This is a genomic window from Pseudomonas sp. NIBRBAC000502773 (assembly GCF_006517195.1).
GTDB classification, from domain to species: domain Bacteria; phylum Pseudomonadota; class Gammaproteobacteria; order Pseudomonadales; family Pseudomonadaceae; genus Aquipseudomonas; species Aquipseudomonas marginalis.
Genome location: NZ_CP041189.1, coordinates 4,343,021 through 4,367,173, shown reverse-complemented (window position 1 = coordinate 4,367,173; position 24,153 = coordinate 4,343,021). Strand labels below are relative to the sequence as shown.

The window sequence follows — 24,153 nt, the reverse complement described above, 5'->3', positions numbered from 1 at the left end:
GGGCAAGCCCTTCCCACACTGGTTCTTCAGTGTTTTTGCTATTTGCTACGAACAGCACCGGTATGCACATCCGCCCAGACATGCCCGTTGGCGTAACTGAGGAACTGCACATACACCGTGTCATTGCGCAGCAGGTCGACAATCACTCGGTACTGGGCCACCGGGTAGGACAGGGTCAAGGTTTTGCTCTTGTCATCGTACACCGGCTTTTTCAGGCTTTTGCTCTCGGCATCGAAGTTGAGCACCACCTGGCTGATGGTCGCGCCTTTGTTCAGGGACTTGCCCTTGAGGCGGATCATCAGCGGCGAGGTCACCGGGATCGGTTGTTGCGTGGATTGACGCTGGTTGCCCACCACCACCGCATATTCGGTGACTTGCAGCAGTTGCTGCTGGTCAGGGGCTTCGGCGCGCAGGGTCAGATCGTCCGGCGGCAGGAACTGCGCATGCATCGGCGCAGGCGCCGCAGCCAGCGGCAGACTGAGGGTCAACGCCAGGGCGGCGCAGGTGCGTATCAACAGGCTCATGGGCCGCTCCGCAAGAGGTGACCCAGCACTGTAGCTCAATCGAACTGGGCAAGCATCCAGCGTTGATACTCGGCCACATTGGCGTCGCCTTCACGGGGCGCCCAATCGGCCAGTTCGCCTTCGCCCACCGGCCGATAAGGCCCGGCCTTGCACTCGAACATCACCGTGTCGGGCGCCAGCACCACCAGGCCATGGAACACGCCGGGCGGCAGGTCGACGCCCGAGCATTCGCCGCCGGCCTGCATCACGCGCTTGGCGAGCACCTCGCCGGTGTCGCTGAACACCAGCAAGCCCAAGCGACCCTGGAGGACCAGCAAGGTTTCCGCCTTGTCCGCGCTCAAGTGCCGATGGGGCGGCACGTAGGTGCTGGGCTGCAGGCCCACGGCCAGGCGATGGCACGGCTCTTCCATCTGATGAAAGTTGTGATGATGCCGGCCACGGAGGCTGGCGCCCGCTTTCTCGGCCAACTCGGCAAACAGCGTCTGATCAAGAAAGCGAGTCATGGGTTACATACCTTTGACGGCGTAGATTCCATTGGCGTTGCGCCAGTAGCCCTTGTAATCCATACCGTAACCGAAGATGTAGCGATCGATGCACGACAGGCCGACGAAATCGGCTTTCAACTCGGGACGGGCCTTGCGGTCGTGGTCTTTGTCGATCAGCACGGCAGTGTGCACCTTACGTGCGCCTGCGTGTTTGCAGAAGTCGATGATCGCGCCCAGGGTGTGGCCCTCATCGAGGATGTCGTCGATGATCAGCACGTCGCGGTCGATGAACGAAACTTCCGGCTTGGCTTTCCAGAACAGGTCGCCGCCGCTGGTTTCGTTGCGATAGCGAGTGGCGTGCAGGTAGGACGCTTCCAACGGGAACTGTAGGTAAGTCAGCAATTTGCCGGCGAAGATCAGACCACCGTTCATCACGCAGAAGACCACCGGGTTGGTGTCGGCCATTTCGCGGGTGATGTGTGCGCCAACCTTGGCGATCGCTGCTTCGACTTGCGCTTCGGTGTACAGGCAGTCAGCCTCGCGCATGATTTGACGGATATGCTCGAGATCAGCGGACATGGCGCTCTCCAAGGGGTGCTGTGGCAAGAAAAGCGGGCGAAGGTACGCTTCTCGTGCGCTCCGAGCAAGCCTTAATGGACTAACGTACTAGATGTCTATAGGACAACACCCTCGGATAGATTAATCTAGGCCGGTTTTTTTGCCCGCCGCCGGAGCCTTTCCCATGCCCACTCGCGAGATCCGCCACCCGCTGATCCGACACAAACTCGGCCTTATGCGCCGCGCCGACATCAGCACGAAGAATTTCCGTGAGCTTGCTCAGGAAGTTGGAGCGCTGCTCACTTACGAAGCCACCAAAGATTTGCCCCTGGAAACCTACGACATCGAAGGTTGGGCTGGCACTGTCCAGGTCGAGAAGATCGCCGGTAAGAAGATCACCGTGGTGCCGATCCTGCGTGCCGGTATCGGCATGCTCGAAGGCGTGCTCAGCCTGATCCCGGGCGCCAAGGTCAGCGCCGTCGGCGTCGCCCGCAACGAAGAAACCCTGCAGGCCCACACCTACCTGGAAAAACTCGTACCGGAAATCAACGAGCGCCTGGCCATGATCATCGACCCGATGCTCGCTACCGGCAGCTCCATGGTTGCCACCATCGACCTGCTGAAAAAAGCCGGTTGCCGGGACATCCGTGCCATGGTGCTGGTGGCCGCGCCCGAAGGCATCGCCGCCGTCGAGAAAGCCCACCCGGACGTGCAGATCTACACCGCCTCCATCGACGAGCGCCTGAACGAACACGGTTACATCATCCCAGGCCTGGGCGATGCCGGTGACAAGATCTTCGGCACCAAGCAGAAGGACGCGTGAGCATGCAGGATGAGTTCAACGACCCGCTTTGGCGCCAGATCCTGTCTGGCGCACAGATGCTCTTCGTAGCATTTGGCGCGCTGGTGTTGATGCCACTGATCACAGGTCTTGATCCAAACGTCGCCCTGTTCACCGCCGGCCTGGGCACGTTGTTGTTCCAGGTGGTGACAGGACGGCAGGTGCCGGTCTTCCTGGCGTCGAGCTTTGCCTTCATTACCCCGATCATTCTTGCCAAGGGCCAGTTCGGCCTCGCGGCGACCATGGGCGGGGTGATGGCGGCCGGTTTTGTCTATACCTTCCTCGGCCTGGCCGTGAAGATCAAAGGCACCGGTTTCATCGACCGCCTGCTGCCGCCCGTGGTGATCGGCCCGGTGATCATTTCCATCGGCCTGGCCATGGCACCGATTGCCGCGAACATGGCGATGGGTAAATCCGGCGATGGCGCCGAGTTGATTCATTACCAGACGGCGATGATGATCTCGATGCCGGCGCTGCTGACCACGTTGATCGTCGCGGTGTTCGGCAAGGGTATCTTCCGCCTGGTGCCGATCATCTCCGGCGTGCTGGTGGGCTTTGCCATGGCGTTCTACTTTGGCGTGGTCGACACGGCGAAGATCGCCGCCGCCCCGTGGTTCGCTTTGCCCCACTTCACCGCGCCGGAGTTCAACTGGCAGGCGATCCTGTTTATCGTCCCGGTGGCCCTGGCCCCGGCGATCGAACATATCGGCGGCGTGATTGCGGTGGGCAGCGTGACCGGTCGCGACTACCTGAAGAAGCCTGGCCTGCACCGCACCCTGCTCGGTGACGGAATCGCCACCACGGCCGCCGGCCTGTTTGGCGGCCCGCCGAACACCACCTACGCCGAAGTGACGGGCGCGGTGATGCTGACCAAGAACTACAACCCGAAGATCATGACCTGGGCGGCAGTGTTTGCCATCAGCCTGGCGTTCATCGGCAAGTTCGGCGCACTGCTGCAAAGCATCCCGGTGCCGGTGATGGGCGGGATCCTGTGCCTGCTGTTCGGCTCGATTGCCGCGGTGGGGATGAACACCTTGATCCGCCACAGGATCGACCTGGGCGAGGCGCGCAATCTGGTGATTGTGTCGGTGACCCTGGTGTTCGGGATTGGTGGGGTGCTGGTGGGAACCGGGACCGGTCCGGATGACTTCGGCCTGAAGGGCATTGCCCTGTGTGCGGTGGTAGCGATTGGCCTGAACCTGTTGCTGCCGGGCAATGATGGCTGGAAGAACAAGAAGCCGGATGAGCCGCTGATCTAACTGCCAACGCAAAAACCAATGTGGGAGATTCTATGTTGCAGGACAACCCTGCAACGGCCGATTCGGTTGGTATTCGCTCTGGTTTTTCATCAGGGCGAACGCCACCCGTGCGAGTTTTCGGGCAAGAATTACCAAGGCCTGAGTCTTCTTGAATCCTCTGGCCAGGTACCCTTCATAAAATGGTTTCCAGGTCGCTGAACGACAGGCAGCCATGGCCGAGTTGTGGGCCAGACGCCGTATTTCCGGATCCCCTTTCTTGGTCAGACTGCGACTCCCCGTCTTTTTTCCCGAGTCATCGACCCTCAAGTCCATGCCCAAAAAAGCGATGAAGGCATTGCTATCCTTAAACTCGCCACGCAAAAAAGCCGTCGCAAATCCGGTTGCCGTCAGTACTCCGACGCCTTCAATGGCCTTGCAACGCTCAATATTTTCGGCGACTCCAGCCTCTTTGCTCAGGTCGCGCAGCTTTTTTTGAATGGCCAAATCCGAGTGCTTAAACGTCTCCATCAGACATTTCAGCTCCTCTTCCAGGCGCGGCTCATCGGCCCAGCTCTGAGCCAGACTGACGCGCGCCTTGATCAGTGCTGCCCGTCGATGAAGCAGACTTTGCAGGGCCTTGTAAGCCTTGGGTGGCGGGCTCCAAGCGCGTAATCCACCCTGTTCATGCGCCAGGTACCGAGCTAGAAGACGAGCATCGCACGGATCATTTTTAGCTCGTTGGCCGACACCGCGACGGTAATGACTCAAGCGATAACCGTCCACGACGTAGACCTGATGACCCAACTCATGGGCCAACTCAACCGTGTCCAAGTGGTAAATATTGGTGGCCTCGACGGCAATGCCACTTTGGGCGGGCAGCGTCTTGAGCCAGCGTTTGAGTGCTGTTCGATTATTGGGGATGGCTTGTGTGGTTTGCAGATCGGCACGATAGACGAGCACCTCAGCCTTGGCCACATCAACACCCACGACCGTTTGCGAAGTAAGGATTGTCATGACGAATCCTCGGAGCTAGGGTTTAAGAGCTTGTTGGGGTCTACCGTTGCGCTGACTTGTCTCTATCGTCGGCCTTGCCGATGAATTCCTTATTGGCGCTTTTGGGTAGAAGGGGTGGGACGAAGTCTCCCACGGTCTGTACTGGTTAGAGTCAGAATCGGGCTTTTAGTCCCACCCACCCCTTCAAGTCTAAACATACAAGGGGGCTTGCCCCCTCCCACATTTGATTTCAGCGCCCGTTAAAGCTCGCCGAGACCATCAATCAGCGCCTGGTTCTGCTCCGGCGTACCGATGCTGATCCGCAGGAACTGGGCAATCCGCTCCTGCTTGAAGTGCCGCACGATCACCCCTTGCTCACGCAGCTTGGCCGCCAGGCCGGCTGCGTCGTGTCGTGGGTGGCGGGCAAAGATGAAGTTGGCCGCTGACGGCAACACTTCAAAGCCTTTACCTTCCAATTGCGCGACCACCTTGTTGCGGTTGTCGATGACCAACTGGCACGTCTTGTCGAAGTACGCCCGGTCCTCGAACGCCGCCGCCGCGCCGACAATCGCCAGGCGATCCAGCGGGTAGGAGTTGAAGCTGTTCTTGACCCGCTCCAGCGCTTCGATGAGGTCAGGGTGGCCCACGGCCAGGCCCACGCGCAAACCGGCCAGTGAGCGCGATTTGGACAGGGTCTGGGTCACCAGCAGGTTCGGGTAACGGTCCACCAGGCTGATGGCTGTTTCGCCGCCAAAGTCGATATAGGCTTCATCGACCACCACTACCGAATCCGGGCTGGCCTTGAGGATCTGCTCCACGGCGTCCAGCGCCAGCACACAGCCGGTGGGCGCGTTCGGGTTGGGGAAGATGATCCCGCCGTTGGGCCTGGCGTAGTCCGCTACGCGGATCTGGAACTGCTCATCCAACGGCACCGGGTCGGACTTGATGCCGTAGAGGCCGCAGTACACCGGATAGAAGCTGTAGCTGATATCCGGGAACAGCAACGGCAGCTCGTGCTGGAACAGGCCGTGGAAAATGTGCGCCAGGACTTCATCGGAGCCGTTACCGAGGAACACCTTGCCGGCGTCTATCCCGTAGTACTTGGCCACGGCCTGCTTGAGCAGGTCGCTGTTGGGGTCCGGGTACAGGCGCAGGTTGTCGTTCAACTCGGCCTGCATCGCAGCCAGCGCCTTGGCCGACGGGCCGTAGGGGTTTTCATTGGTGTTGAGCTTGACCAGCCTGGTCAGCTTCGGTTGCTCGCCGGGCACGTAAGGCACGAGGTCCTTGACGAAGGGGCTCCAGAATTTGCTCATGTGTTATTTCCCCTCTTCCAGAATTCGATACTCAGCACTACGGGCGTGGGCGCTCAGGGATTCACCACGGGCCAGCACCGAGGCGGTCTTGCCCAATTCGGAAGCGCCTTGTGGCGAGCAAAAGATGATCGACGAACGCTTCTGGAAGTCATACACCCCCAGCGGCGACGAGAAGCGCGCGGTGCCGGACGTCGGCAGCACGTGGTTGGGACCGGCACAGTAGTCGCCCAGCGCTTCGCTGGTGTGGCGGCCCATGAAGATCGCACCCGCATGGCGAATCGACGGCAGCCAGGCCTGTGGATCGGCCACAGACAGCTCCAGGTGCTCCGGCGCGATACGGTTGGCCACTTCGATAGCCTGCTCCATGTCACGCACCAGGATCAGCGCGCCACGGCCATTGATCGACTTCTCGATAATCTCGGCGCGGTCCATGGTCGGCAGCAGCTTATTGATGCTGGCGGCGACCTTGTCGAGGAACTCGGCGTCCGGGCTGACCAGGATCGCCTGGGCGTCCTCGTCGTGCTCGGCCTGGGAGAACAGGTCCATGGCGATCCAGTCCGGATCGGTCTGGCCGTCACACACCACGAGAATTTCCGACGGGCCGGCGATCATGTCGATACCGACCTGGCCGAACACGTGGCGCTTGGCAGTGGCCACGTAGATGTTGCCGGGGCCGACCACCTTGTCGACCTTCGGCACGCTTTCGGTGCCATAAGCCAGGGCGGCAACCGCTTGGGCACCGCCGATGGTAAACACGCGGTCGACACCGGCAATGCAGGCGGCAGCCAGTACCAGTTCGTTGATTTCACCGCGCGGGGTGGGTACCACCATGACCACTTCGGTGACGCCGGCCACCTTGGCGGGAATCGCGTTCATCAATACCGACGAGGGGTACGAGGCTTTGCCACCCGGCACGTACAAACCGGCACGGTCCAGGGGCGTGACCTTCTGGCCCAGTACAGTACCGTCAGCCTCGGTATAGCTCCAGGAATCCTGCTTCTGTTTTTCGTGGTAGCTGCGCACTCGGGTCGCGGCGACTTCGAGGGCCTGGCGCTGGGGCGCGGTGATGCGCGTCAGGGCCAGTTCCAGGCGTTCGCGGGGCAGGATCAGGTCGGACATGGACTTGACGTCCAGACCGTCGAACTGCCGGGTGAAATCCACCAGCGCCGCATCACCGCGCTCGCGCACCGCCTTGATAATGTCGAGGACCCGCTGGTTGACCGAGTCGTCGGACACGCTTTCCCAGCTCAGCAGATGATCCAGATGATGGGCGAAATCCGGGTCGGCAGCGTTGAGTCGGGCAATTGCAGTGGACGTGGTCATAGCGAGGGCCTCAATAGAATTGGCAAAAACTCAGGCGCCCTAAACTAGCAGTCGTTTCCGCTTGGGCACCTGAGAATTCTGGCTATGAGGCGGATAGACGGGCGCAGCTTTTCAGCTACGCGGATGAGTCAACCGCGGTGTCGAGACTCCACTGCCTTGCGCAGGGTGTCGATCAACGCCTGGATACGGGCGTGCTGCATCTTCATCGACGCTTTGTTGACGATCAGCCGAGAGCTGATGTCGGCGATAAAGTCCTGTGGTTCGAGACCGTTGGCACGCAGGGTGTTGCCGGTGTCGACCACGTCGATGATCTTGTCGGCCAGGCCGATCAGCGGCGCCAGCTCCATCGAGCCGTATAGCTTGATGATGTCGACCTGGCGGCCTTGCTCGGCGTAGTAGCGCTTGGCGACGTTGACGAACTTGGTGGCCACGCGCAGGCGACCTTTAGGCTCGACATCACCGACACGGCCGGCGGTCATCAGCTTGCACAGGGCAATGCGCAGGTCCAGCGGCTCGTACAGGCCTTGGCCGCCGTATTCCATCAGCACGTCTTTACCGGCGACACCGAGGTCGGCCGCGCCATGTTCAACATAGGTCGGCACGTCGGTAGCCCGTACGATCAGCAGGCGAACGTCGTCCTGGGTCGTAGGGATGATCAGCTTGCGGCTCTTGTCCGGATTCTCGGTCGGCACGATGCCCGCTTCAGCCAGAAGCGGCAAAGTGTCGTCAAGGATGCGGCCCTTAGACAGTGCGATGGTCAACATGGGAAACGTCAGTCCTTCATCAGGCTATTGCTGTCCGGTCGCAAACGACGCCAGACACAGATCGAGGCCATGACAGCCTCGATTTGAAACAAATTCAGCTAACAGCAAGCACAGCCCTGTGGCGAGGGAGCTTGCTCCCGCTGGGTCGCGAAGCGGCCCCAAAAATCTTGGGAGCGCTTCGCACTCCAGCGCGAGCAAGCTCCCTCGCCACAGATCACTCCGGGGACTAGCCCGGAACGCGGCGGATTTTCGCGCCGAGCATCTGCAGTTTCTCTTCGATGCACTCGTAGCCACGGTCTATGTGGTAGATGCGGTCGATCAGGGTATCGCCTTCGGCGATCAGCGCCGAGATCACCAGGCTGGCCGAAGCGCGCAGGTCGGTGGCCATGACTGGCGCGCCCTTGAGCTTCTCGGTGCCGGTCACGATGGCAGTGTTGCCTTCGACCTGGATCTTCGCGCCCATGCGGTGCAGTTCGTACACGTGCATGAAACGGTTTTCGAAGATGGTCTCGATCACGGCACCCGTGCCTTCGGCAATGGCGTTCAAGGAGATGAACTGCGCCTGCATGTCGGTCGGGAACGCCGGGTATGGAGCGGTACGCACGTTAACGGCTTTTGGCCGCTTGCCGTGCATGTTCAGCTCGATCCAGTCTTCACCGGTGGTGATTTCGGCACCGGCTTCGCGCAGTTTTTCCAGGACCGCTTCCAGGATGGTCGGATCGGTGTCCTTGACCTTGACGCGACCACCGGTGACGGCGGCAGCAACCAGGTAGGTACCGGTCTCGATGCGGTCCGGCATCACTTTGTAGGTGGCCGGGTGCAGGCGTTTCACACCGTCGATGGTAATGGTGTCGGTGCCGGCGCCGGTGATGTTGGCACCCATGGCGATCAGGAAGTTGGCCAGGTCGACCACTTCAGGCTCGCGCGCAGCGTTTTGCAGCACACTGCGGCCATTGGCCAAAGCAGCAGCCATCATGATGTTCTCGGTACCGGTCACACTGACGGTATCAAAGAAGAAGTTGGCGCCACGCAGGCCGCCTTCCGGCGCCTTGGCCTTGATGTAGCCGCCTTCGACGTCGATGGTCGCGCCCATGGCCTCAAGGCCACGGATGTGCAGGTCCACCGGACGCGAGCCAATGGCGCAACCGCCAGGCAATGCGACTTCGGCTTCGCCGAAACGAGCGACCATCGGGCCCAATACCAGGATCGACGCACGCATGGTCTTCACCAGTTCGTACGGGGCGATCAGGGTCTTGATGGTGCGCGGATCGATTTCGACGGACAGCTTCTCGTCGATTACCGGCTCAATACCCATGCGACCAAACAGCTCGATCATGGTGGTGATGTCGTGCAGGTGCGGCAGGTTGGCCACGGTCACAGGGCCATCGCACAGCAGGGTCGCAGCCAGGATCGGCAAGGCAGAGTTTTTCGCACCGGAAATGCGAATCTCGCCATCAAGGCGGGCACCGCCGGTAATAATCAATTTATCCATAAGAATCTCGACGCCTTGGGGGCTCAGGTGCGCTCGGCCCAGGCCGCGCGGCTGAAAAATTTCATAGTGACCGCGTGGATGCTGCCATCGGTGATCCACGGGTTCAAATGGGCATAGATCTGCTGCTGACGCTTGACCGGGCTGAGTGCCGCCAGTTCATCGCTAATCACGTTCAGCTGGAAGTTGCAGCCTTCGCCTTCAACTTCTACGTTCGTATCCGGCAGCTTTCCTTCGAGAAAGCTCTTAACTTCTAGGGCCTGCATGATCAACCTCTATCGGCGCCCAGTGCGCACGGGTCGCACATCATACAAAAAAGCCCCGCGCCTGCGAACCCCGCATAGCAGGACTCTGACGGGGGGCTTTATCGATAATGTGTATTAAGGATGCGCCAACAGCTCGGTCAAACCGGAAACTTCGGCGATTTCACGCATGTCTTCGGGCAATGCACGAAGGGTGACCGACTTTTTGGCCGCTTCGGCATCACGCATGAAACACAGCAGCAACGACAAGCCGACACTGCTGGACTTGGTTACCGCCGAGCAATCCAGCACTAGCGCAGGGGCCGTGCTGGTCTTGATCAGCGCCTGGCCCTGCTTGCGCAGGTCAGGCCCGGTGCGGTAATCGAGCACGCCGCTGAGGAACAGCTCGCCCGCGTCGCCGAGACGAACAGCCGACTCGGTCATTGCACAGGTTTCCCGGCGGCTTTATCGGTCTCTTCCTTGGCCTTGGCGACTTCACCGGCCCAACCATTGATGGTTTTGTCCAGGTCGTTGCCATTGCGCTGCATCGCGTCGGCGAACTGGTCACGGAACAGCTTGCCGATGTTGATGCCGTTGATGATCACATTGCGCAGTTTCCACTCGCCATTGATCTTCTCCAGCGTGTACTGCACAGGGTAGACGGCACCATTGTTGCCCTTGACGCTCATGTTGACACTGGTGCGGTCACCCGACTCATCCCCGGCGGGAGCGACGGTAATGCCCTGGTTGTTGTACTCGAGCAAAGCGTTGCCATAGAACTGGAACAGGCCGCGCTTGAAGTTCTCCTGGAACGTCTGCATTTGCGCAGGTGTGGCCTTGCGCGAATATTTGACCGTCATGATGCTGCGCGAAATACCTTCAGCATCGACGACCGGGCCCACGATGCTGTTCAGCGCCTCGTAGAATTTGCTCGGATCTTGCTTGTACTGCTCTTTATTGGCAGTCAGGTCAGCCAACATCTTGTTGGTAGTGTCCTGCACCAGTTCGTGCGCAGAACCCGCTGCGTTGGCCATCAACGGCAGCGCTGCCAGCAGTACCAGGAGGCCACGTCGCAAGGTAGAGATCATGTACAGATTCCTCATTTGGCGTCTTTATTGACCGTATTGAGCAGGAATTTACCGATCAGGTCTTCAAGCACCAGCGACGACTGCGTGTCGTGGATGGTCGAGCCATCCTTGAGCAGGGCTGTTTCCCCGCCCACACTGACACCGATGTACTTCTCGCCCAGCAGGCCCGCAGTGAGGATAGATGCAGTGGAGTCGGTCGGCAGATTATCTACCTTCTTGTCCAGTTGCATCGTCACTCGACCGGTGAAGCTGTCGCGATCCAGATCGATTGCCGTGACCTTGCCGATGGTCACACCGGCCATGGTCACTTTAGCTCTGACAGTCAAACCGGCGATATTGTCGAAGTACGCGTAAAGTTTATAAGTATCGGCGGTGGGGCTGGCCGAAAGGCCGCTGACTCGCAGGGCCAGCAACAGTAAAGCCAGGATGCCAGCCAGCAAGAAAAGGCCGACACCGATTTCCACAGTGCGGTTTTGCATCAGAAATCTCCAAACATCAAGGCGGTCAAAATGAAGTCAAGGCCCAGTACTGCCAACGAGGCGTACACAACGGTCTTGGTGGTGGCGCGACTGATCCCTTCTGAAGTGGGCTCACAGTCGTAGCCTTGGAATACGGCGATCCAGGTCACTACAAAGGCGAAGACGATGCTCTTTATGATGCCGTTGAGCACGTCACCGCTGAAGGTCACGCTGTTTTGCATGTTGGCCCAGTAGGAGCCGTCATAGACGCCCAACCAGTCCACCGCCACCCACGAGCCGCCCCAGATACCGACCACGCTGAAGATCATCGCCAGCAACGGCAGGGAAATAAAGCCGGCCCACAGGCGCGGGGCAACAATGTACTTGAGCGGGTCCACGCCGATCATTTCCAGGCTGGACAACTGCTCGGTGGACTTCATGTTGCCGATTTCGGCGGTCAACGCAGAACCCGCACGCCCGGCGAACAGCAACGCGGTCACGACCGGCCCCAGCTCACGCAGCAGCGTCAGGGCAACCATCTGCCCTACCGCCTGCTCCGAACCGTAGCTGGACAGGATATTGAAGCCCTGCAACGCCAGCACCATCCCGATGAACACCCCGGAGACCACAATGATCACCAGGGACATCACGCCCACCGAATGCAACTGCTTGATCAACAGGCCGAAGCCGCCGCCGATGCCACCACGGCCGAGCAACGCGTGAAACAGGAAAATCGTCGAGCGGCCCAGCACTTCGACGATGTCGATACCGGATCGACCGAAAAGGCGAACCTTCTCGATGAGAGATGTCTTGCGCATCAGCGCTTCCCCAGAAGGTCTGAGCGGTAATCCGCTGCCGGAAAGTGAAAAGGCACAGGGCCATCGGGATCGCCGGTCATGAATTGGCGAATACGCGGGTTGTCGGCGTTCATCAGTTCTTCAGGCGTACCCTGCCCCAGCACCTGGCCATCGCCGACTACATAAAGGTAATCGGCAATGCTCGCGGTTTCTGCAAGGTCGTGGGAGACCACGATACTGGTGATACCCAGCGCATCGTTGAGCAGACGGATCAGGCGTACCAGCACGCCCATGGCAATCGGATCCTGGCCGACGAAGGGCTCGTCGTACATGAGGATCTGCGGGTCGAGGGCAATGGCACGCGCCAGGGCCACGCGGCGCTTCATGCCGCCGGACAGTTCGTCGGGCATCAGGTCGATGGCACCACGAAGGCCCACGGCCTGCAGTTTCAGCAACACAATGTCACGAATCATTTCGTCGGACAGCTGGGTATGCACCCGCAACGGAAACGCCACGTTCTCGAACACATCGAGGTCGGTAAACAGCGCACCGCTCTGGAACAGCACCCCCATATGCTTGCGCGCATCGAACAGATCACTGCGCGACAGCGTCGGCAGGTTCTGGCCGTTGACCCATACTTCACCGGCGCTGGGGCGCAATTGCATGCCCATCAGACGCAGCAGCGTGGTCTTGCCGCAACCGGACGGACCCATGATGCCCGTGACCTTGCCGCGGGGAATGCGAATATCGACGTTATTGAAGATGCTGCGCGTCCCGCGCTTGAAGGTCAGTCCCTTCAGCTCGACCGCGTAGGCGTTATCGGCACTCATCTAAACTCCTTGGGATGCAGCCTCTCACTCAGACACCATGCATGCGACAAACGTTTGCAACGGTGACGCATATAGATAGCCACATGGGCTGGGCGGACCGAACTGGCGGCGAACTATATCACTGCTGGTACAGGGCGCCCAAGGCCGGAACTGCGCTAGTTCAGTTTAGGGACAGGGAAAAAACGTTGCTGGCTATGTTACTGAGGATGGTTCTCAGGCATTCGTTGAATAAAGCCTGACGAACTTGCGTGAGGGAATTGATCATTACCGCTATAATCGCCGACTTTTCGTCAGGCTATACGACTTCAGACATGAGCCAATCCAGCGACCTTATTCAATCCGCGCAACGCACCATCCGCCTCGAAGTTGAAGCCGTAGAAGGCTTGCTGGCCCATATCGACGCAGATTTCGTACGCGCCTGCGAGATGATCCTGGCCAGCAAGGGCCGTGTTGTCGTGGTCGGCATGGGCAAGTCAGGCCACGTCGGCAACAAGATCGCCGCCACCCTGGCCAGCACCGGGACCACCGCATTTTTCGTGCATCCGGCCGAAGCCAGCCACGGCGACATGGGCATGATCACCAAGGATGACATCATCCTGGCGCTGTCCAACTCCGGCACCACCAACGAAATCGTGACCCTGCTGCCGCTGATCAAGCGCCTGGGCATCAAGATGATCAGCGTCACCGGCAACCCGGAATCAACCCTGGCCAAGGCCGGCGATGTGAACCTGAATGTTCACGTGGACCACGAGGCCTGCCCGCTGAACCTGGCGCCGACCTCCTCCACCACCGCCGCCCTGGTCATGGGCGACGCCCTGGCCGTGGCGCTGCTGGAAGCCCGCGGATTCACCGCTGAAGACTTCGCGTTTTCCCACCCGGGTGGTGCCCTGGGCCGTCGCCTGCTGCTGAAAGTGGAAAATGTCATGCATTCGGGCGAGGAATTGCCCCACGTCCAACGCGGCACCCTGCTGAAGGACGCGCTGATGGAAATGACCCGCAAAGGCCTGGGCATGACCGTGATCCTGGAAGCCGACGGGCGCCTGGCCGGGGTATTCACTGACGGCGACCTGCGCCGCACCCTGGACCGCACCATCGATATCCGCACCGCGACCATCGACGCCGTGATGACCCCCATGGCAAGACCGCACGCCCTGAAATGCTGGCGGCCGAAGCTTTGAAGATCATGGAAGACCACAAGATCGGCGCACTGGTGGTGGTCGATAGCGACGACCACCCGGTTGGCGCCCTGAACATGCACGACTTGCTGCGTGCGGGAGTGATGTAAATGACCAGCGACCTGTTGCAACGCGGCAAACACATCAAACTGGCGATTTTCGACGTTGACGGCGTGCTGACCGATGGCCGCCTGTACTTTCTCGAAGACGGCAGCGAATTCAAGACGTTCAATACCCTCGACGGCCAGGGCATCAAGATGCTGATGGCTTCGGGCGTGCAAACGGCGATTATCAGCGGCAGGAAAACCCCCGTTGTGGAACGCCGCGCACAAAACCTCGGTATTCCTCACCTGTATCAGGGCCGCGAGGATAAACTGGTGGTTCTGGACGAGCTTCTTGGCCAACTCAACCTAAGCTATGAGCAGGTTGCCTATCTGGGCGATGATCTGCCCGACTTGCCGGTCATTCGCCGAGTGGGCCTGGGCATGGCCGTCGCCAATGCGGCGACGTTTGTTCGCGAGCACGCCCATGGCGTCACCACCGCCCGTGGCGGCGAAGGTGCCGCCCGCGAGTTCTGTGAACTGATCCTGCGAGCCCAGGGCAGTCTTGAAGCGGCCCACGCCGCCTACCTATAGAGCGTTTTATGCTGAGTAAAAAGATTCGCAACTTCCTGCTATTCGGAGTCATTGCCGCGCTGTTTCTGGCGGTGGGCTACTGGAATATCAGCCCGGGGCGCTTCCTCGACCAGCCTGTTGCGCAGGTTGACGAAGGGGCTATCGACTATTACGCAACCAATGCCTACAGCGTGCAGTTCCTGCCCGACGGCAAGGTGCAGTACGAGATGACCTCGGACAAAGTCGAGCATTTGAAGGCCACCGAAGTCACCCTGCTGACCAACCCGGACCTGAACCTGTACCGCGGCACCGAGTTCCCATGGCATGTCACGAGCAAGCGTGGCGAGGTGAACCCGGACGGCACCGAGGTAGAACTGATTGACTCGGTACGCGTTGCGCGCACTGACGCCAAAAACCGTGACACCGTGATTACCAGCAGTCGCATGACCGTATTCCCACAGAAGCAATATGCGCAGACCGAGCAAGACGTTAGAATCGACGGCGCTGGCGGTGTATCGACTGGCAAGGGAATGAAAGCGTATTTGAAAGAAAGCAGGATACACCTGCTATCGAACGTAAGAGGACAGTATGAGGCTCGTTAAAACTCTCCCTATTTTGCTCGGTCTGGGCGCAGCACTGGGAAGCGTGAGCGCCTGGGCTCTGCCGAACGATAGCCAGCAACCGATCCACATCTCGGCTGACGATGCGCAACTGGATGACAAGCAAGGCGTCGCCACCTATACCGGCGGCGTGATCATCACCCAGGGTTCGATGAAGATCACCGGCAACACGGTGACACTGACGCGCACCCAGGCGGGCGATATCGACGTAGTGACTTCGGTGGGCAACCTGGCTTACTTCGAACAGAAGCAGTCGGCTACCGACACCGGCCCGATGAAGGGCTACGGCAAGACCATCCAGTATCACGCCCAGCAGAATCGCATCGTGCTGATCGACCAGGCCAAGGTACTCAGCCCCGATGGCAACTCCACGGAAGGCGAGAAGATCACCTATGACACCGTGAAGCAGATCGCCAACGCCGGTCGTGCCAATGGCAGCAAGGTCACCGCGCCACGCCCACGCATCGACATGGTTATCCAGCCGAAGAAGAAGGCCGAGTAATGGCAACCCTGAAAGCCCAGCATCTGGCCAAGGCCTATAAAAGCCGTCAGGTCGTGCGCGACGTCAGCCTGTCGATCGACAGCGGCCAGATCGTCGGCTTGCTTGGCCCTAACGGCGCCGGCAAGACCACCTGCTTCTACATGATCGTCGGCCTGGTCCAGGCGGACCAAGGTCGCGTATTGATCGACGACCTGGATGTGAGCCACCAGCCAATGCACGGCCGCGCCCGTGCCGGTATTGGCTATCTTCCGCAGGAAGCGTCGATCTTCCGCAAGCTGTCAGTATCCGACAACATCATGGCCATCCTTGAAACCCGCAAGGAACTCGACCGTGACGGCCGCCGCAAAGAACTGGAAAGCCTGCTGCAGGAATTCCACATCAACCACATTCGCGACAACCTTGGCATGAGCCTGTCCGGTGGTGAGCGTCGTCGCGTGGAAATCGCCCGCGCCCTGGCCACTGCCCCCAAGTTCATCCTGCTGGACGAACCGTTTGCCGGCGTCGACCCCATCTCGGTCGGCGACATCAAGCAGATCATCCACCACCTCAAGGCCAAGGGCATCGGTGTACTGATCACTGACCACAACGTGCGTGAGACCCTCGATATCTGCGAAACCGCGTATATCGTCAACGATGGCCAGCTGATCGCCGAAGGCGACTCTGCCACCATCCTGGCCAACGAACTGGTCAAGGAAGTGTACCTGGGTCACGAGTTCCGCCTGTAAGGCCGCCTGCAACAACAAGGCGGTGGCAGGTCGTTTGCCCGATGCGCGGGAGTCAATGAAAACCTCCGGATTTTTATTGTTACCGCGCTCTAGGCAAAGCCCCCGATATCAGGCATATAATTTGCTTATGTTTGGCGCTCACGCGCCCTGTCGTGGATGGCGCATTGCGCCGGCGAATAAGGTGTTAAGCCCCTGCCATGAAACCATCGCTAGTCCTGAGAATGGGCCAGCAGCTGACGATGACACCGCAGCTGCAACAGGCCATCCGCCTGCTCCAATTGTCGACCCTGGACCTGCAACAGGAAATCCAGGAGGCCCTGGAGTCCAATCCGATGCTCGAACGCCAGGAAGAAGGCGACGACTTCGATAATGCAGACCCATTGGCCGACAACATCGAGCAAAAACCCAATTCCGACGTACAGGAACCCTCCTACCAGGAAACCGCCCCCACGGTGGATAACCTTGAGGAAGGCGATTGGAACGAACGCATTCCCAACGAACTCCCGGTAGACACCGCCTGGGAGGACGTCTACCAGACCAGCGCCAGCAGCCTGCCCAGCAATGACGATGACGAGTGGGACTTCACCACCCGTACTTCCGCCGGCGAGAGCCTGCAGAGCCATCTGCTGTGGCAACTGAACCTCGCGCCGATGTCGGACACCGATCGCCTGATCGCCGTGACCCTGATCGACTGCATCAATAACCAGGGTTACCTGGACGAGACGCTCGAAGAGATTCTCGAGGCCTTCGACCCGGAACTGGACATCGAGCTGGACGAAATCGAAGCGGTCCTGCACCGCATCCAACAGTTCGAGCCCGCCGGCATCGGTGCGCGCACCCTGAGCGAATGCCTGCTGCTGCAACTGCGCCAGCTGCCCGCCAAGACCCCATGGCTCGCAGAGGCCCAGCGCCTGGTCACCGACTACATCGACCTGCTGGGCAGCCGCGACTACAGCCAGTTGATGCGGCGCATGAAGCTCAAGGAAGACGACCTGCGCCAGGTCATCGAGCTGGTGCAAAGCCTCAACCCGCGTCCAGGCTCGCAGATCGAGTCCAGTGAAGCCGAATACGTCGTTCCCGACGTGATCGTGCGCAAGGACAACGAGCGCTGGTTGGTGGAACTGAACCAGGAGTCGGTGCCGCGCCTGCGGGTCAACCCGCAATATGCCGGTTTTGTGCGCCGTGCCGACACCAGCGCCGATAACACCTTTATGCGAAACCAGTTGCAGGAAGCGCGCTGGTTCATCAAGAGCCTGCAAAGCCGCAACGAAACCCTGATGAAAGTGGCCACCCAGATCGTCGAGCATCAGCGCGGCTTCCTGGAATATGGTGACGAGGCGATGAAACCGCTGGTCCTGCACGACATCGCAGAAGCGGTGGGCATGCACGAATCGACGATTTCCCGGGTGACCACACAAAAATTCATGCATACCCCACGGGGCATATATGAGCTGAAATACTTTTTCTCCAGCCATGTCAGCACATCCGAAGGCGGCGAATGCTCGTCCACGGCGATCCGCGCAATCATCAAAAAACTGGTTGCTGCGGAAAATCAGAAAAAGCCGTTGAGTGACAGCAAGATCGCTGGTTTACTGGAGGCACAAGGCATTCAGGTCGCCCGTCGAACCGTCGCCAAGTACCGCGAGTCCTTAGGGATCGCGCCTTCCAGCGAGCGTAAGCGTTTGATGTGACGGGCGGGCCACAGCGTTCCAGTGGCGGGTATTCCTACCCGCCGCTTTATGCACTGGCAACGAAGGAGAAGCTGTATGCAAGTCAACATCAGTGGACACCAACTGGAAGTTACCAAGCCCCTGCGCGAGTACACCGAGAGCAAGCTGAACAAGCTTGCGGGGCACTTTGACAAGATCACCAACGTGCAGGTCATCATGGAGGTCGACAAGCTCAAGCAGAAAATCGAGGCCACCCTGCACGTGCCGAATGCCAAGCTCGTTGCCAATGCGGAACATGAAGACATGTACGCGGCGATCGACTCGCTCTACGACAAGCTGGACCGCCAACTCATAAAGCATAAGGAAAAGAATCTGCACCTGATGCAAGGTACAGGTCGTTAACTCTCCCCCCATGATCCGACTTGAAACCATCCTGACCCCGGCCGTTCCCTCGTGAACGTGCCGGGCGGCAGCAAGAAGAAAGCCCTCGAACAAATTGCCAACCTGATCAGCAGCCAAGTGCCTGAGCTGGAGATGCAAGATGTCTTTGAGGCTCTGATTGCCCGTGAAAAACTCGGCTCCACCGGTTTTGGCAACGGCATCGCCATTCCCCACTGCCGCCTCAAAGGCTGCGAGACCCCCGTCAGCGCCCTGCTGCACCTGGACGCACCTATCGATTTCGACGCGATCGACGGCGCCCCGGTAGACCTGCTGTTTGTTCTGCTGGTCCCACAGGCCGCCACCGATGCACACCTGGAACTGCTTCGGCAGATCGCAAGCATGCTCGACCGCAAGGAAGTACGCGACAAACTGCGCAGTGCCAGTAGCAACGAGGCGCTGTATCAAGTTGTCCTGGATGAACAAAACGGGCAGTAATCATGCGTTTGATCATCGTCAGCGGCCGCTCCGGCTCGGGTAAAAGTACCGCCCTCAACGTCCTTGAGGACAACGGCTTCTATTGCATCGACAACCTGCCCGCCGGCCTGCTCCCGGAATTGGCGGAACGGGCACTGATCCATACCGAATTGGCCCAGCCCTTGGTCGCCGTTTCGATTGACGCCCGCAACCTGCCGAGCCACCTCACGCGCTTTCCGGAATTGCTCGAAGAGGTGCGCGCCAAGCACATTCACTGCGATGTGCTGTATCTGGACGCCGACGAAGAAACCCTGCTCAAGCGCTTCTCAGAGACCCGCCGACGTCACCCCCTCAGCAGCCCGCACCGCTCCCTGGCCGAAGCCATCGAGGATGAAACCAAGCTGCTCGGGCCGATCATTGACCTCGCTGACCTCAAGATCAACACCACCAGCCTCAACCTGTACCAGTTGCGCGATGCCATCAAGCTACGCCTGCTGAACCAGCCGGAGCCCGGCACGGCATTCCTGGTCGAGTCCTTTGGCTTCAAGCGTGGCATGCCGGTGGATGCCGACCTGGTGTTCGACGTGCGCTGCCTGCCCAATCCTTATTGGAAGCCGGAACTGCGTGACCAGTCGGGGCTGGATCAGCCAGTGGCCGATTACCTGGCCGCGCAACCGGATGTGGAGGAGATGTTCCAGGACATTTCCAGCTACCTGCTCAAATGGTTGCCGCGCTTTGCCGCGAGCAACCGAGCCTATGTCACCATTGCCATCGGCTGCACCGGCGGCCACCACCGCTCCGTCTACCTGACCGAGCGCCTGGGCCAGGTGCTGCAACAAACCCTCAAGAACGTCCAGGTTCGCCACCGCGACCTTAGCTGAAAGGAACACCCCCGCGATGCCCGCTCTGGAAATTGAAATCATCAACAAGCTGGGTCTGCATGCCCGCGCCTCGGCCAAATTCGTCGGTATTGCCGGGCAGTTCCCTTGCCAGATCCGCGCCGGGCGTACACCTGAGAGCATGGTCGATGGCAAAAGCATCATGGCGATGATGATGTTGGCAGCCGGCAAAGGCACCAAGATTCATTTGAGCACCGAGGGCGAGCAAGAGCAGGAAGCCATGGACGCCCTGGTGGCGCTGATCAACAACTTCTTTGATGAGGGTGAGTAACCCCTCCCCCGTTGAGGCGGGTGTGAAGCAAGAGGCCTCACCCCAAGGCGGTATCCATCACCATCATCAAGCAGAACCCCATACACAACCCCAAGCTGGCGAGCTTTTCGTGACCGTTGCGGCGCGACTCCGGGATCACTTCGTGGGTGACCACCAACAACATCGCACCAGCGGCCAGCGCCAGGCCCAAGGGCAACAGCACCTCAGCCAGGGTCACCAGCCAGGCGCAAAGCACGGCGAACACTGGCTCCACCAAGCCTGAGGCAGCGCCAATCAGGAATGCCCTGACCCGCGACATCCCTGCCCCAGCCAATACCAGCGCAATGACCAGGCCTTCGGGCACATCCTGCAAAGCAATGCCCATGGCCAAGCTGTCGGCATCCGACATGCCGCCGCCGGCTGAGACGCCAACGGCCATGCCTTCGGGGATGTTGTGGGCGATGATGGCAAACACGAACAGCCAGATACGCGGTGGAATCACCGGTTTATCCGGCGTGCCCACCAACATCTCCGGACTGGCGCCGGATACCTTGCGGTCCACGAGATACAAACCGAATGCGCCCAGCATGATGCCGAAGCTGATCAGCCCACCTGCACCCCAGGGCGAAAGACCAAGGGCTTCGGCCGCAGCAATTCCCGGCACGACCAGCGAAAACGCGGTCGCCGCCAGCATCACACCGGCACCGAAGCCCAACAAGGTATCGCTCAACGCCACCGGCATCCGCCGAATCACCAAGACCGGAACCGCCCCGAGCGCCGTGCCAAGCGCGCAAATCGCCCCGCCCTGCAAGGCGCGCATGATGCGCGGTGCCAGATCCAGCCAGGCCAGCCCGTGGGCCACCAGCAATGCAGTACCTGCCAACAGCAACAGCGAGCCAAACGCATAACGAAACATTCGCACGCTGCTGATCGCCAGTGTTTCAGTGCCCATAGTCGGCCTTAGATCTTGTTATGGAAGTGAATGTCAGGCCAACGCGGCCTGATAGCGTGCGGCGACTTCCGGCCAGTTGATAACACTGTAGAAGGCGTTGATGTATTCAGGCCGACGGTTCTGGTAGCGCAGGTAGTAAGCATGCTCCCAGACGTCCAGGCCGAGGATCGGCGTGTTGCCATTCATCAACGGGCTGTCCTGGTTGCCGCTGCTTTCCACTATCAGCGTCTTTTGCGGCGTGATACTCAACCACGCCCAGCCGCTGCCGAAACGGGTCAAGGCGGCTTTGGTGAAAGCCTCCTTGAAACTGTCGAAACCGCCAAGTTGCTCTTCAACGGCTTTTCCCAACGCGCCGTCGGGCTTGCCGCCGCCTTTAGGCGACATCACCGCCCAGAACAGCGAGTGGTTGGCATGGCCGCCGCCTTGGTTGATGACGGCCGCACGCAGTTTTTCCGGCAGCTGCTGCACACTGGACACCAGTTTTTCCACCGGCCAGCCCGCAAATTCGGTGCCCTCGACCGCAGCATTGAGGTTATTGATGTAGGTCTGGTGGTGCTTGGTGTAGTGAATCTCCATGGTTTGCGCATCGATATGCGGTTCCAGGGCATCGTAGGCATAGGGCAAGGCTGGCAAGGTGTAGGTCATATCAATGTGCTCCGTATTGAGACGGGGTCGGCTGCACCGCAGTACCGCCCAGCAAGCGATGGGTGCGCGGGTACTCACCGTGATCGCTGATGAAGTTCAACAGTTCGACGTAAGTCTTGCTGCTCTGGCGCAGCGCCGCTTCCCGCAGCTGCGGGCTAAGGCGCACGTCCTGCATGGCCTGGAGCAAGCGCTGGTGAATGGCGCAGAGGTATTCGGCGCTTTCCTCGGGCTGATTCAGGCGCAGGTGCAAATCCGCCAGGTTGTGATGGGAAATGACGCAAGCCGCCACTGCTTCGTCGGCATTCGCCCAGCGCTCGAACAACACTTGAGCCAGGGCCAGGGCTTGCAGATAGGCCTCGCGAGCGTCAACCAATTCGCCCTGCATAAAGCAGCGATTGGCCCGTTCGATCGTGCGTTTCCAGTGCTCCATGGTGAGCCTCCAAAGCAGGGTCGGTGATTACACGCCGCCAGCCGTGAGCTTTTCCGGATCCAGCAGGACTTCCAGTTGGCTACGGGGCAGGTCGGTGTGCTCAAGGGCCACCTCAATCACCGGACGGCCCTGCTGATAGGCCTTCTTGGCAATCTCAGCGGCCTTTTGGTAACCAATGATCGGGTTGAGTGCGGTGACCAGGATCGGGTTGCGCGACAGCGCTTCCTTGAGCTTGGCTTCGTTGACCTTGAAGCTGGCGATGGCCTTGTCTGCCAGCAGACGGCTGGAATTGGCCAGCAATTCGAGGCTGCTGAGCAGGTTCTGGGCAATGATCGGCAGCATCACATTCAGCTCGAAGTTGCCGGATTGGCCAGCGACGGTGATCACCGTGTCATTGCCGATGACTTGCGCAGCCACCATGGCCGTGGCCTCCGGGATCACCGGGTTGACCTTGCCTGGCATGATCGAGGAGCCAGGCTGCAGGCCCTCCAGTTCGATTTCGCCCAGGCCGGCCAGCGGGCCGGAGTTCATCCAGCGCAGGTCATTGGCGATTTTCATCAGCGACACGGCGGTGGCTTTCAACTGGCCGGAGACGGCGACAGCAGTGTCCTGGGAGCCGATCAGCGCGAACAGGTTCTTGCCGGGGGTGAATTTCACGCCGGCCAGGCTGCTCAGTTGCTGGCTGAAACGCGCCGAAAACTCCGGATGTGCGTTGATCCCGGTGCCCACCGCCGTACCGCCCTGGGCCAGAGCCTGCAGGGCCGGCAATAAATCCTGCAGGTGACCGATATTGGCCTTGAGTTGCTGCGCCCAGCCATTGAGGACCTGGCTCATGCGCACGGGCATGGCGTCCATCAGGTGCGTGCGGCCGGTCTTGATGAATGGGTGAACCTCTTCGGCTTTCTGCTCGATCACCTGCACCAGGTGCAGCAGGGCCGGCAGCGTTTGCTCGTGCAGCACCAGCGCAGCACTGACATGGATGGTGGTCGGAATGATGTCATTGCTGCTTTGGCCGCAGTTCACATGATCGTTAGGATTGACCGCTTCGCCGAGCAAGCGGCTGGCGAGCGTCGCAATCACTTCGTTGGCATTCATATTCGAACTGGTGCCGGAACCGGTCTGGAAGATATCCACCGGGAAGTGCCGCATGTAATCGCCTTCGAGCAAGCCTTGGGCGGCATCGACGATGGCTTTGCCCTGCCCTTCGCTGATCTGCTTGAGGTCGACGTTGACCTTGGCAGCCGCCGCCTTGGCCAGGATCAGTGCGCGAATGAATTGCGCCGGCATACGTTGGTGGCTTATCGGAAAGTTGTTCACCGCGCGCTGGGTCTGCGCACCGTACAAGGCCTCGGCGGGGACTTGCAGTTCGCCCATGCTGTCGCGTTCGATACGGGTGTTACTCATCGGAAGATCCTTGCACCAGGTCAGAAACGGAAATGGAGGGAAGCAATTCGCAGGTCGCCAATTGCCAGGCAAAGGTCTGCCAGCGCTTGAGGCGGCAGGCACAGTGAGAGAGTTTTTCCAGGTCGCGCAGTGGGCGCCAGGCTTGGTCCAGACACAGGGATCGCCAATGCCACGGCAGTGCAATATCGCTGGCGGTGTCGATCAGCAGGCGGAATGAGGTTTCAGCGATGGTCCACGGATGGGTCGCGGTGCAACACGCCAGGTATCGGCCCTCGTTGAGGTAATGTTCGATCAGGCGAGGCTCATTGGGATCCAGACCACAGCGAATCTGGCGACTCATCCAGCGCCAGCTTTCCAGGTAAGGATCCTCATGCAGGACAGAACTCATGATCCACACTCATCCGGTAATGATATTTATTATTAAATGATATTGAGAATCAAAACAAGAGCGGCACCTCAATCCCCCTGA

29 protein-coding genes and 2 pseudogenes are annotated in these 24,153 nt (G+C 59.8%); 12 read left to right on the top strand and 19 right to left on the bottom strand.

Annotated features, from left to right (window positions below):
* Positions 1-38: 38 nt before the first annotated feature.
* The 3 genes from NIBR502773_RS20115 to NIBR502773_RS20105 are packed head-to-tail and all read right to left on the bottom strand — an operon-like array spanning position 39 to position 1,588.
* Positions 39-524 (bottom strand): hypothetical protein, encoded by a 486-nt coding sequence (locus tag NIBR502773_RS20115; RefSeq protein WP_115486645.1) that lies wholly within the window; start codon positions 522-524, stop codon positions 39-41.
* A 35-nt stretch (positions 525-559) separates the two neighbouring features.
* Positions 560-1,027, bottom strand: coding sequence for a WbuC family cupin fold metalloprotein (locus NIBR502773_RS20110; RefSeq protein ID WP_065938539.1), 468 nt, complete (start codon positions 1,025-1,027; stop codon positions 560-562).
* Between the two features lie 3 nt (positions 1,028-1,030).
* The gene (locus NIBR502773_RS20105) at positions 1,031-1,588 is read right to left on the bottom strand and encodes a hypoxanthine-guanine phosphoribosyltransferase (RefSeq protein ID WP_141156761.1); all 558 of its coding nucleotides are present in this window, start codon (positions 1,586-1,588) and stop codon (positions 1,031-1,033) included.
* Positions 1,589-1,751: 163 nt separating this feature from the next.
* Between NIBR502773_RS20105 and upp the strand changes: the two genes are divergently transcribed.
* A complete protein-coding gene (gene upp, locus NIBR502773_RS20100; protein WP_027604798.1) occupies positions 1,752-2,390 on the top strand; it encodes a uracil phosphoribosyltransferase in 639 nt (212 codons plus the stop codon).
* 2 nt (positions 2,391-2,392) lie between these two features.
* Positions 2,393-3,667: a uracil-xanthine permease family protein gene (locus tag NIBR502773_RS20095; protein ID WP_141156760.1), complete on the top strand. Its 1,275-nt coding sequence runs from the start codon at positions 2,393-2,395 to the stop codon at positions 3,665-3,667.
* 30 nt (positions 3,668-3,697) lie between these two features.
* On the opposite strand, the gene NIBR502773_RS20090 is transcribed toward NIBR502773_RS20095, so the two are convergent.
* The 11 genes from NIBR502773_RS20090 to NIBR502773_RS20035 all read right to left on the bottom strand — a co-directional run bounded on the left by NIBR502773_RS20090 (position 3,698) and on the right by NIBR502773_RS20035 (position 12,943).
* Positions 3,698-4,660 (bottom strand): transposase, encoded by a 963-nt coding sequence (locus NIBR502773_RS20090; protein WP_141155450.1) that lies wholly within the window; start codon positions 4,658-4,660, stop codon positions 3,698-3,700.
* 239 nt (positions 4,661-4,899) lie between these two features.
* Positions 4,900-5,952 (bottom strand): histidinol-phosphate transaminase, encoded by a 1,053-nt coding sequence (hisC, locus tag NIBR502773_RS20080; RefSeq protein ID WP_141156759.1) that lies wholly within the window; start codon positions 5,950-5,952, stop codon positions 4,900-4,902.
* Between the two features lie 3 nt (positions 5,953-5,955).
* Positions 5,956-7,275 (bottom strand): histidinol dehydrogenase, encoded by a 1,320-nt coding sequence (gene hisD, locus NIBR502773_RS20075; RefSeq protein WP_065924286.1) that lies wholly within the window; start codon positions 7,273-7,275, stop codon positions 5,956-5,958.
* A gap of 128 nt (positions 7,276-7,403) precedes the next feature.
* Positions 7,404-8,039 (bottom strand): ATP phosphoribosyltransferase, encoded by a 636-nt coding sequence (hisG, locus tag NIBR502773_RS20070; protein WP_003188599.1) that lies wholly within the window; start codon positions 8,037-8,039, stop codon positions 7,404-7,406.
* Between the two features lie 226 nt (positions 8,040-8,265).
* Positions 8,266-9,531, bottom strand: a complete 1,266-nt coding sequence (murA, locus tag NIBR502773_RS20065) for a UDP-N-acetylglucosamine 1-carboxyvinyltransferase (RefSeq protein WP_024073479.1) — start codon at positions 9,529-9,531, stop codon at positions 8,266-8,268.
* A 23-nt stretch (positions 9,532-9,554) separates the two neighbouring features.
* Positions 9,555-9,794: a BolA family protein gene (locus NIBR502773_RS20060; protein ID WP_027604803.1), complete on the bottom strand. Its 240-nt coding sequence runs from the start codon at positions 9,792-9,794 to the stop codon at positions 9,555-9,557.
* A 114-nt stretch (positions 9,795-9,908) separates the two neighbouring features.
* Positions 9,909-10,214, bottom strand: coding sequence for a lipid asymmetry maintenance protein MlaB (locus NIBR502773_RS20055; protein ID WP_065924287.1), 306 nt, complete (start codon positions 10,212-10,214; stop codon positions 9,909-9,911).
* Positions 10,211-10,858 carry a phospholipid-binding protein MlaC gene (locus tag NIBR502773_RS20050; RefSeq protein ID WP_141156758.1) on the bottom strand — a complete coding sequence of 216 codons (648 nt, stop codon included), beginning with the start codon at positions 10,856-10,858 and terminating at the stop codon, positions 10,211-10,213. Before NIBR502773_RS20050 ends, NIBR502773_RS20055 begins: the two co-directional genes overlap by 4 nt.
* A gap of 11 nt (positions 10,859-10,869) precedes the next feature.
* Positions 10,870-11,337, bottom strand: a complete 468-nt coding sequence (mlaD, locus tag NIBR502773_RS20045) for an outer membrane lipid asymmetry maintenance protein MlaD (protein WP_003171814.1) — start codon at positions 11,335-11,337, stop codon at positions 10,870-10,872.
* Positions 11,337-12,134, bottom strand: coding sequence for a lipid asymmetry maintenance ABC transporter permease subunit MlaE (gene mlaE, locus NIBR502773_RS20040; protein ID WP_010213107.1), 798 nt, complete (start codon positions 12,132-12,134; stop codon positions 11,337-11,339). Before mlaE ends, mlaD begins: the two co-directional genes overlap by 1 nt.
* A complete protein-coding gene (locus tag NIBR502773_RS20035) occupies positions 12,134-12,943 on the bottom strand; it encodes an ATP-binding cassette domain-containing protein (protein WP_003171811.1) in 810 nt (269 codons plus the stop codon). The genes mlaE and NIBR502773_RS20035 overlap by 1 nt, the downstream gene beginning before the upstream one ends.
* 311 nt (positions 12,944-13,254) lie before the next feature.
* On the opposite strand from NIBR502773_RS20035, the pseudogene NIBR502773_RS20030 reads away from it, so the two are divergent.
* The 10 genes and pseudogenes from NIBR502773_RS20030 to NIBR502773_RS19985 all read left to right on the top strand — a co-directional run bounded on the left by NIBR502773_RS20030 (position 13,255) and on the right by NIBR502773_RS19985 (position 20,274).
* Positions 13,255-14,228, top strand: a pseudogene (locus tag NIBR502773_RS20030) (KpsF/GutQ family sugar-phosphate isomerase).
* Positions 14,229-14,753, top strand: coding sequence for an HAD family hydrolase (locus tag NIBR502773_RS20025; protein ID WP_027604807.1), 525 nt, complete (start codon positions 14,229-14,231; stop codon positions 14,751-14,753).
* Between the two features lie 8 nt (positions 14,754-14,761).
* Complete coding sequence (gene lptC / locus NIBR502773_RS20020; protein ID WP_065938531.1) at positions 14,762-15,334, top strand: LPS export ABC transporter periplasmic protein LptC; 573 nt, start codon at positions 14,762-14,764, stop codon at positions 15,332-15,334.
* Complete coding sequence (gene lptA / locus NIBR502773_RS20015; protein WP_027604809.1) at positions 15,321-15,854, top strand: lipopolysaccharide transport periplasmic protein LptA; 534 nt, start codon at positions 15,321-15,323, stop codon at positions 15,852-15,854. The genes lptC and lptA overlap by 14 nt, the downstream gene beginning before the upstream one ends.
* A complete protein-coding gene (gene lptB / locus NIBR502773_RS20010) occupies positions 15,854-16,579 on the top strand; it encodes an LPS export ABC transporter ATP-binding protein (RefSeq protein WP_016974288.1) in 726 nt (241 codons plus the stop codon). Before lptA ends, lptB begins: the two co-directional genes overlap by 1 nt.
* Before the next feature lie 197 nt (positions 16,580-16,776).
* Positions 16,777-18,270 carry an RNA polymerase factor sigma-54 gene (locus tag NIBR502773_RS20005; RefSeq protein ID WP_065924292.1) on the top strand — a complete coding sequence of 498 codons (1,494 nt, stop codon included), beginning with the start codon at positions 16,777-16,779 and terminating at the stop codon, positions 18,268-18,270.
* Positions 18,271-18,345: 75 nt separating this feature from the next.
* Positions 18,346-18,651 (top strand): ribosome hibernation-promoting factor, HPF/YfiA family, encoded by a 306-nt coding sequence (gene hpf / locus NIBR502773_RS20000; RefSeq protein ID WP_003171804.1) that lies wholly within the window; start codon positions 18,346-18,348, stop codon positions 18,649-18,651.
* Between the two features lie 10 nt (positions 18,652-18,661).
* Positions 18,662-19,125, top strand: a pseudogene (ptsN, locus tag NIBR502773_RS19995) (PTS IIA-like nitrogen regulatory protein PtsN).
* 2 nt (positions 19,126-19,127) lie between these two features.
* The gene (gene rapZ / locus NIBR502773_RS19990) at positions 19,128-19,985 is read left to right on the top strand and encodes an RNase adapter RapZ (protein ID WP_027604814.1); all 858 of its coding nucleotides are present in this window, start codon (positions 19,128-19,130) and stop codon (positions 19,983-19,985) included.
* Between the two features lie 16 nt (positions 19,986-20,001).
* Complete coding sequence (locus NIBR502773_RS19985; RefSeq protein WP_027604815.1) at positions 20,002-20,274, top strand: HPr family phosphocarrier protein; 273 nt, start codon at positions 20,002-20,004, stop codon at positions 20,272-20,274.
* Positions 20,275-20,311: 37 nt separating this feature from the next.
* On the opposite strand, the gene NIBR502773_RS19980 is transcribed toward NIBR502773_RS19985, so the two are convergent.
* From NIBR502773_RS19980 to NIBR502773_RS19960, 5 genes are read right to left on the bottom strand one after another with little or no spacing between them, the layout of a single operon-like run.
* Positions 20,312-21,205, bottom strand: coding sequence for a ZIP family metal transporter (locus NIBR502773_RS19980; protein ID WP_141156757.1), 894 nt, complete (start codon positions 21,203-21,205; stop codon positions 20,312-20,314).
* Positions 21,206-21,238: 33 nt separating this feature from the next.
* The gene (locus NIBR502773_RS19975; RefSeq protein WP_141156756.1) at positions 21,239-21,850 is read right to left on the bottom strand and encodes a superoxide dismutase; all 612 of its coding nucleotides are present in this window, start codon (positions 21,848-21,850) and stop codon (positions 21,239-21,241) included.
* A 1-nt stretch (position 21,851) separates the two neighbouring features.
* A complete protein-coding gene (locus NIBR502773_RS19970; protein ID WP_027604818.1) occupies positions 21,852-22,280 on the bottom strand; it encodes a hypothetical protein in 429 nt (142 codons plus the stop codon).
* A 27-nt stretch (positions 22,281-22,307) separates the two neighbouring features.
* Positions 22,308-23,684, bottom strand: a complete 1,377-nt coding sequence (locus NIBR502773_RS19965; RefSeq protein WP_141156755.1) for a lyase family protein — start codon at positions 23,682-23,684, stop codon at positions 22,308-22,310.
* On the bottom strand, positions 23,677-24,072 hold the full coding sequence (locus NIBR502773_RS19960; protein WP_027604820.1) for a hypothetical protein: 396 nt from the start codon (positions 24,070-24,072) through the stop codon (positions 23,677-23,679). The genes NIBR502773_RS19965 and NIBR502773_RS19960 overlap by 8 nt, the downstream gene beginning before the upstream one ends.
* Positions 24,073-24,153 lie beyond the last annotated feature (81 nt).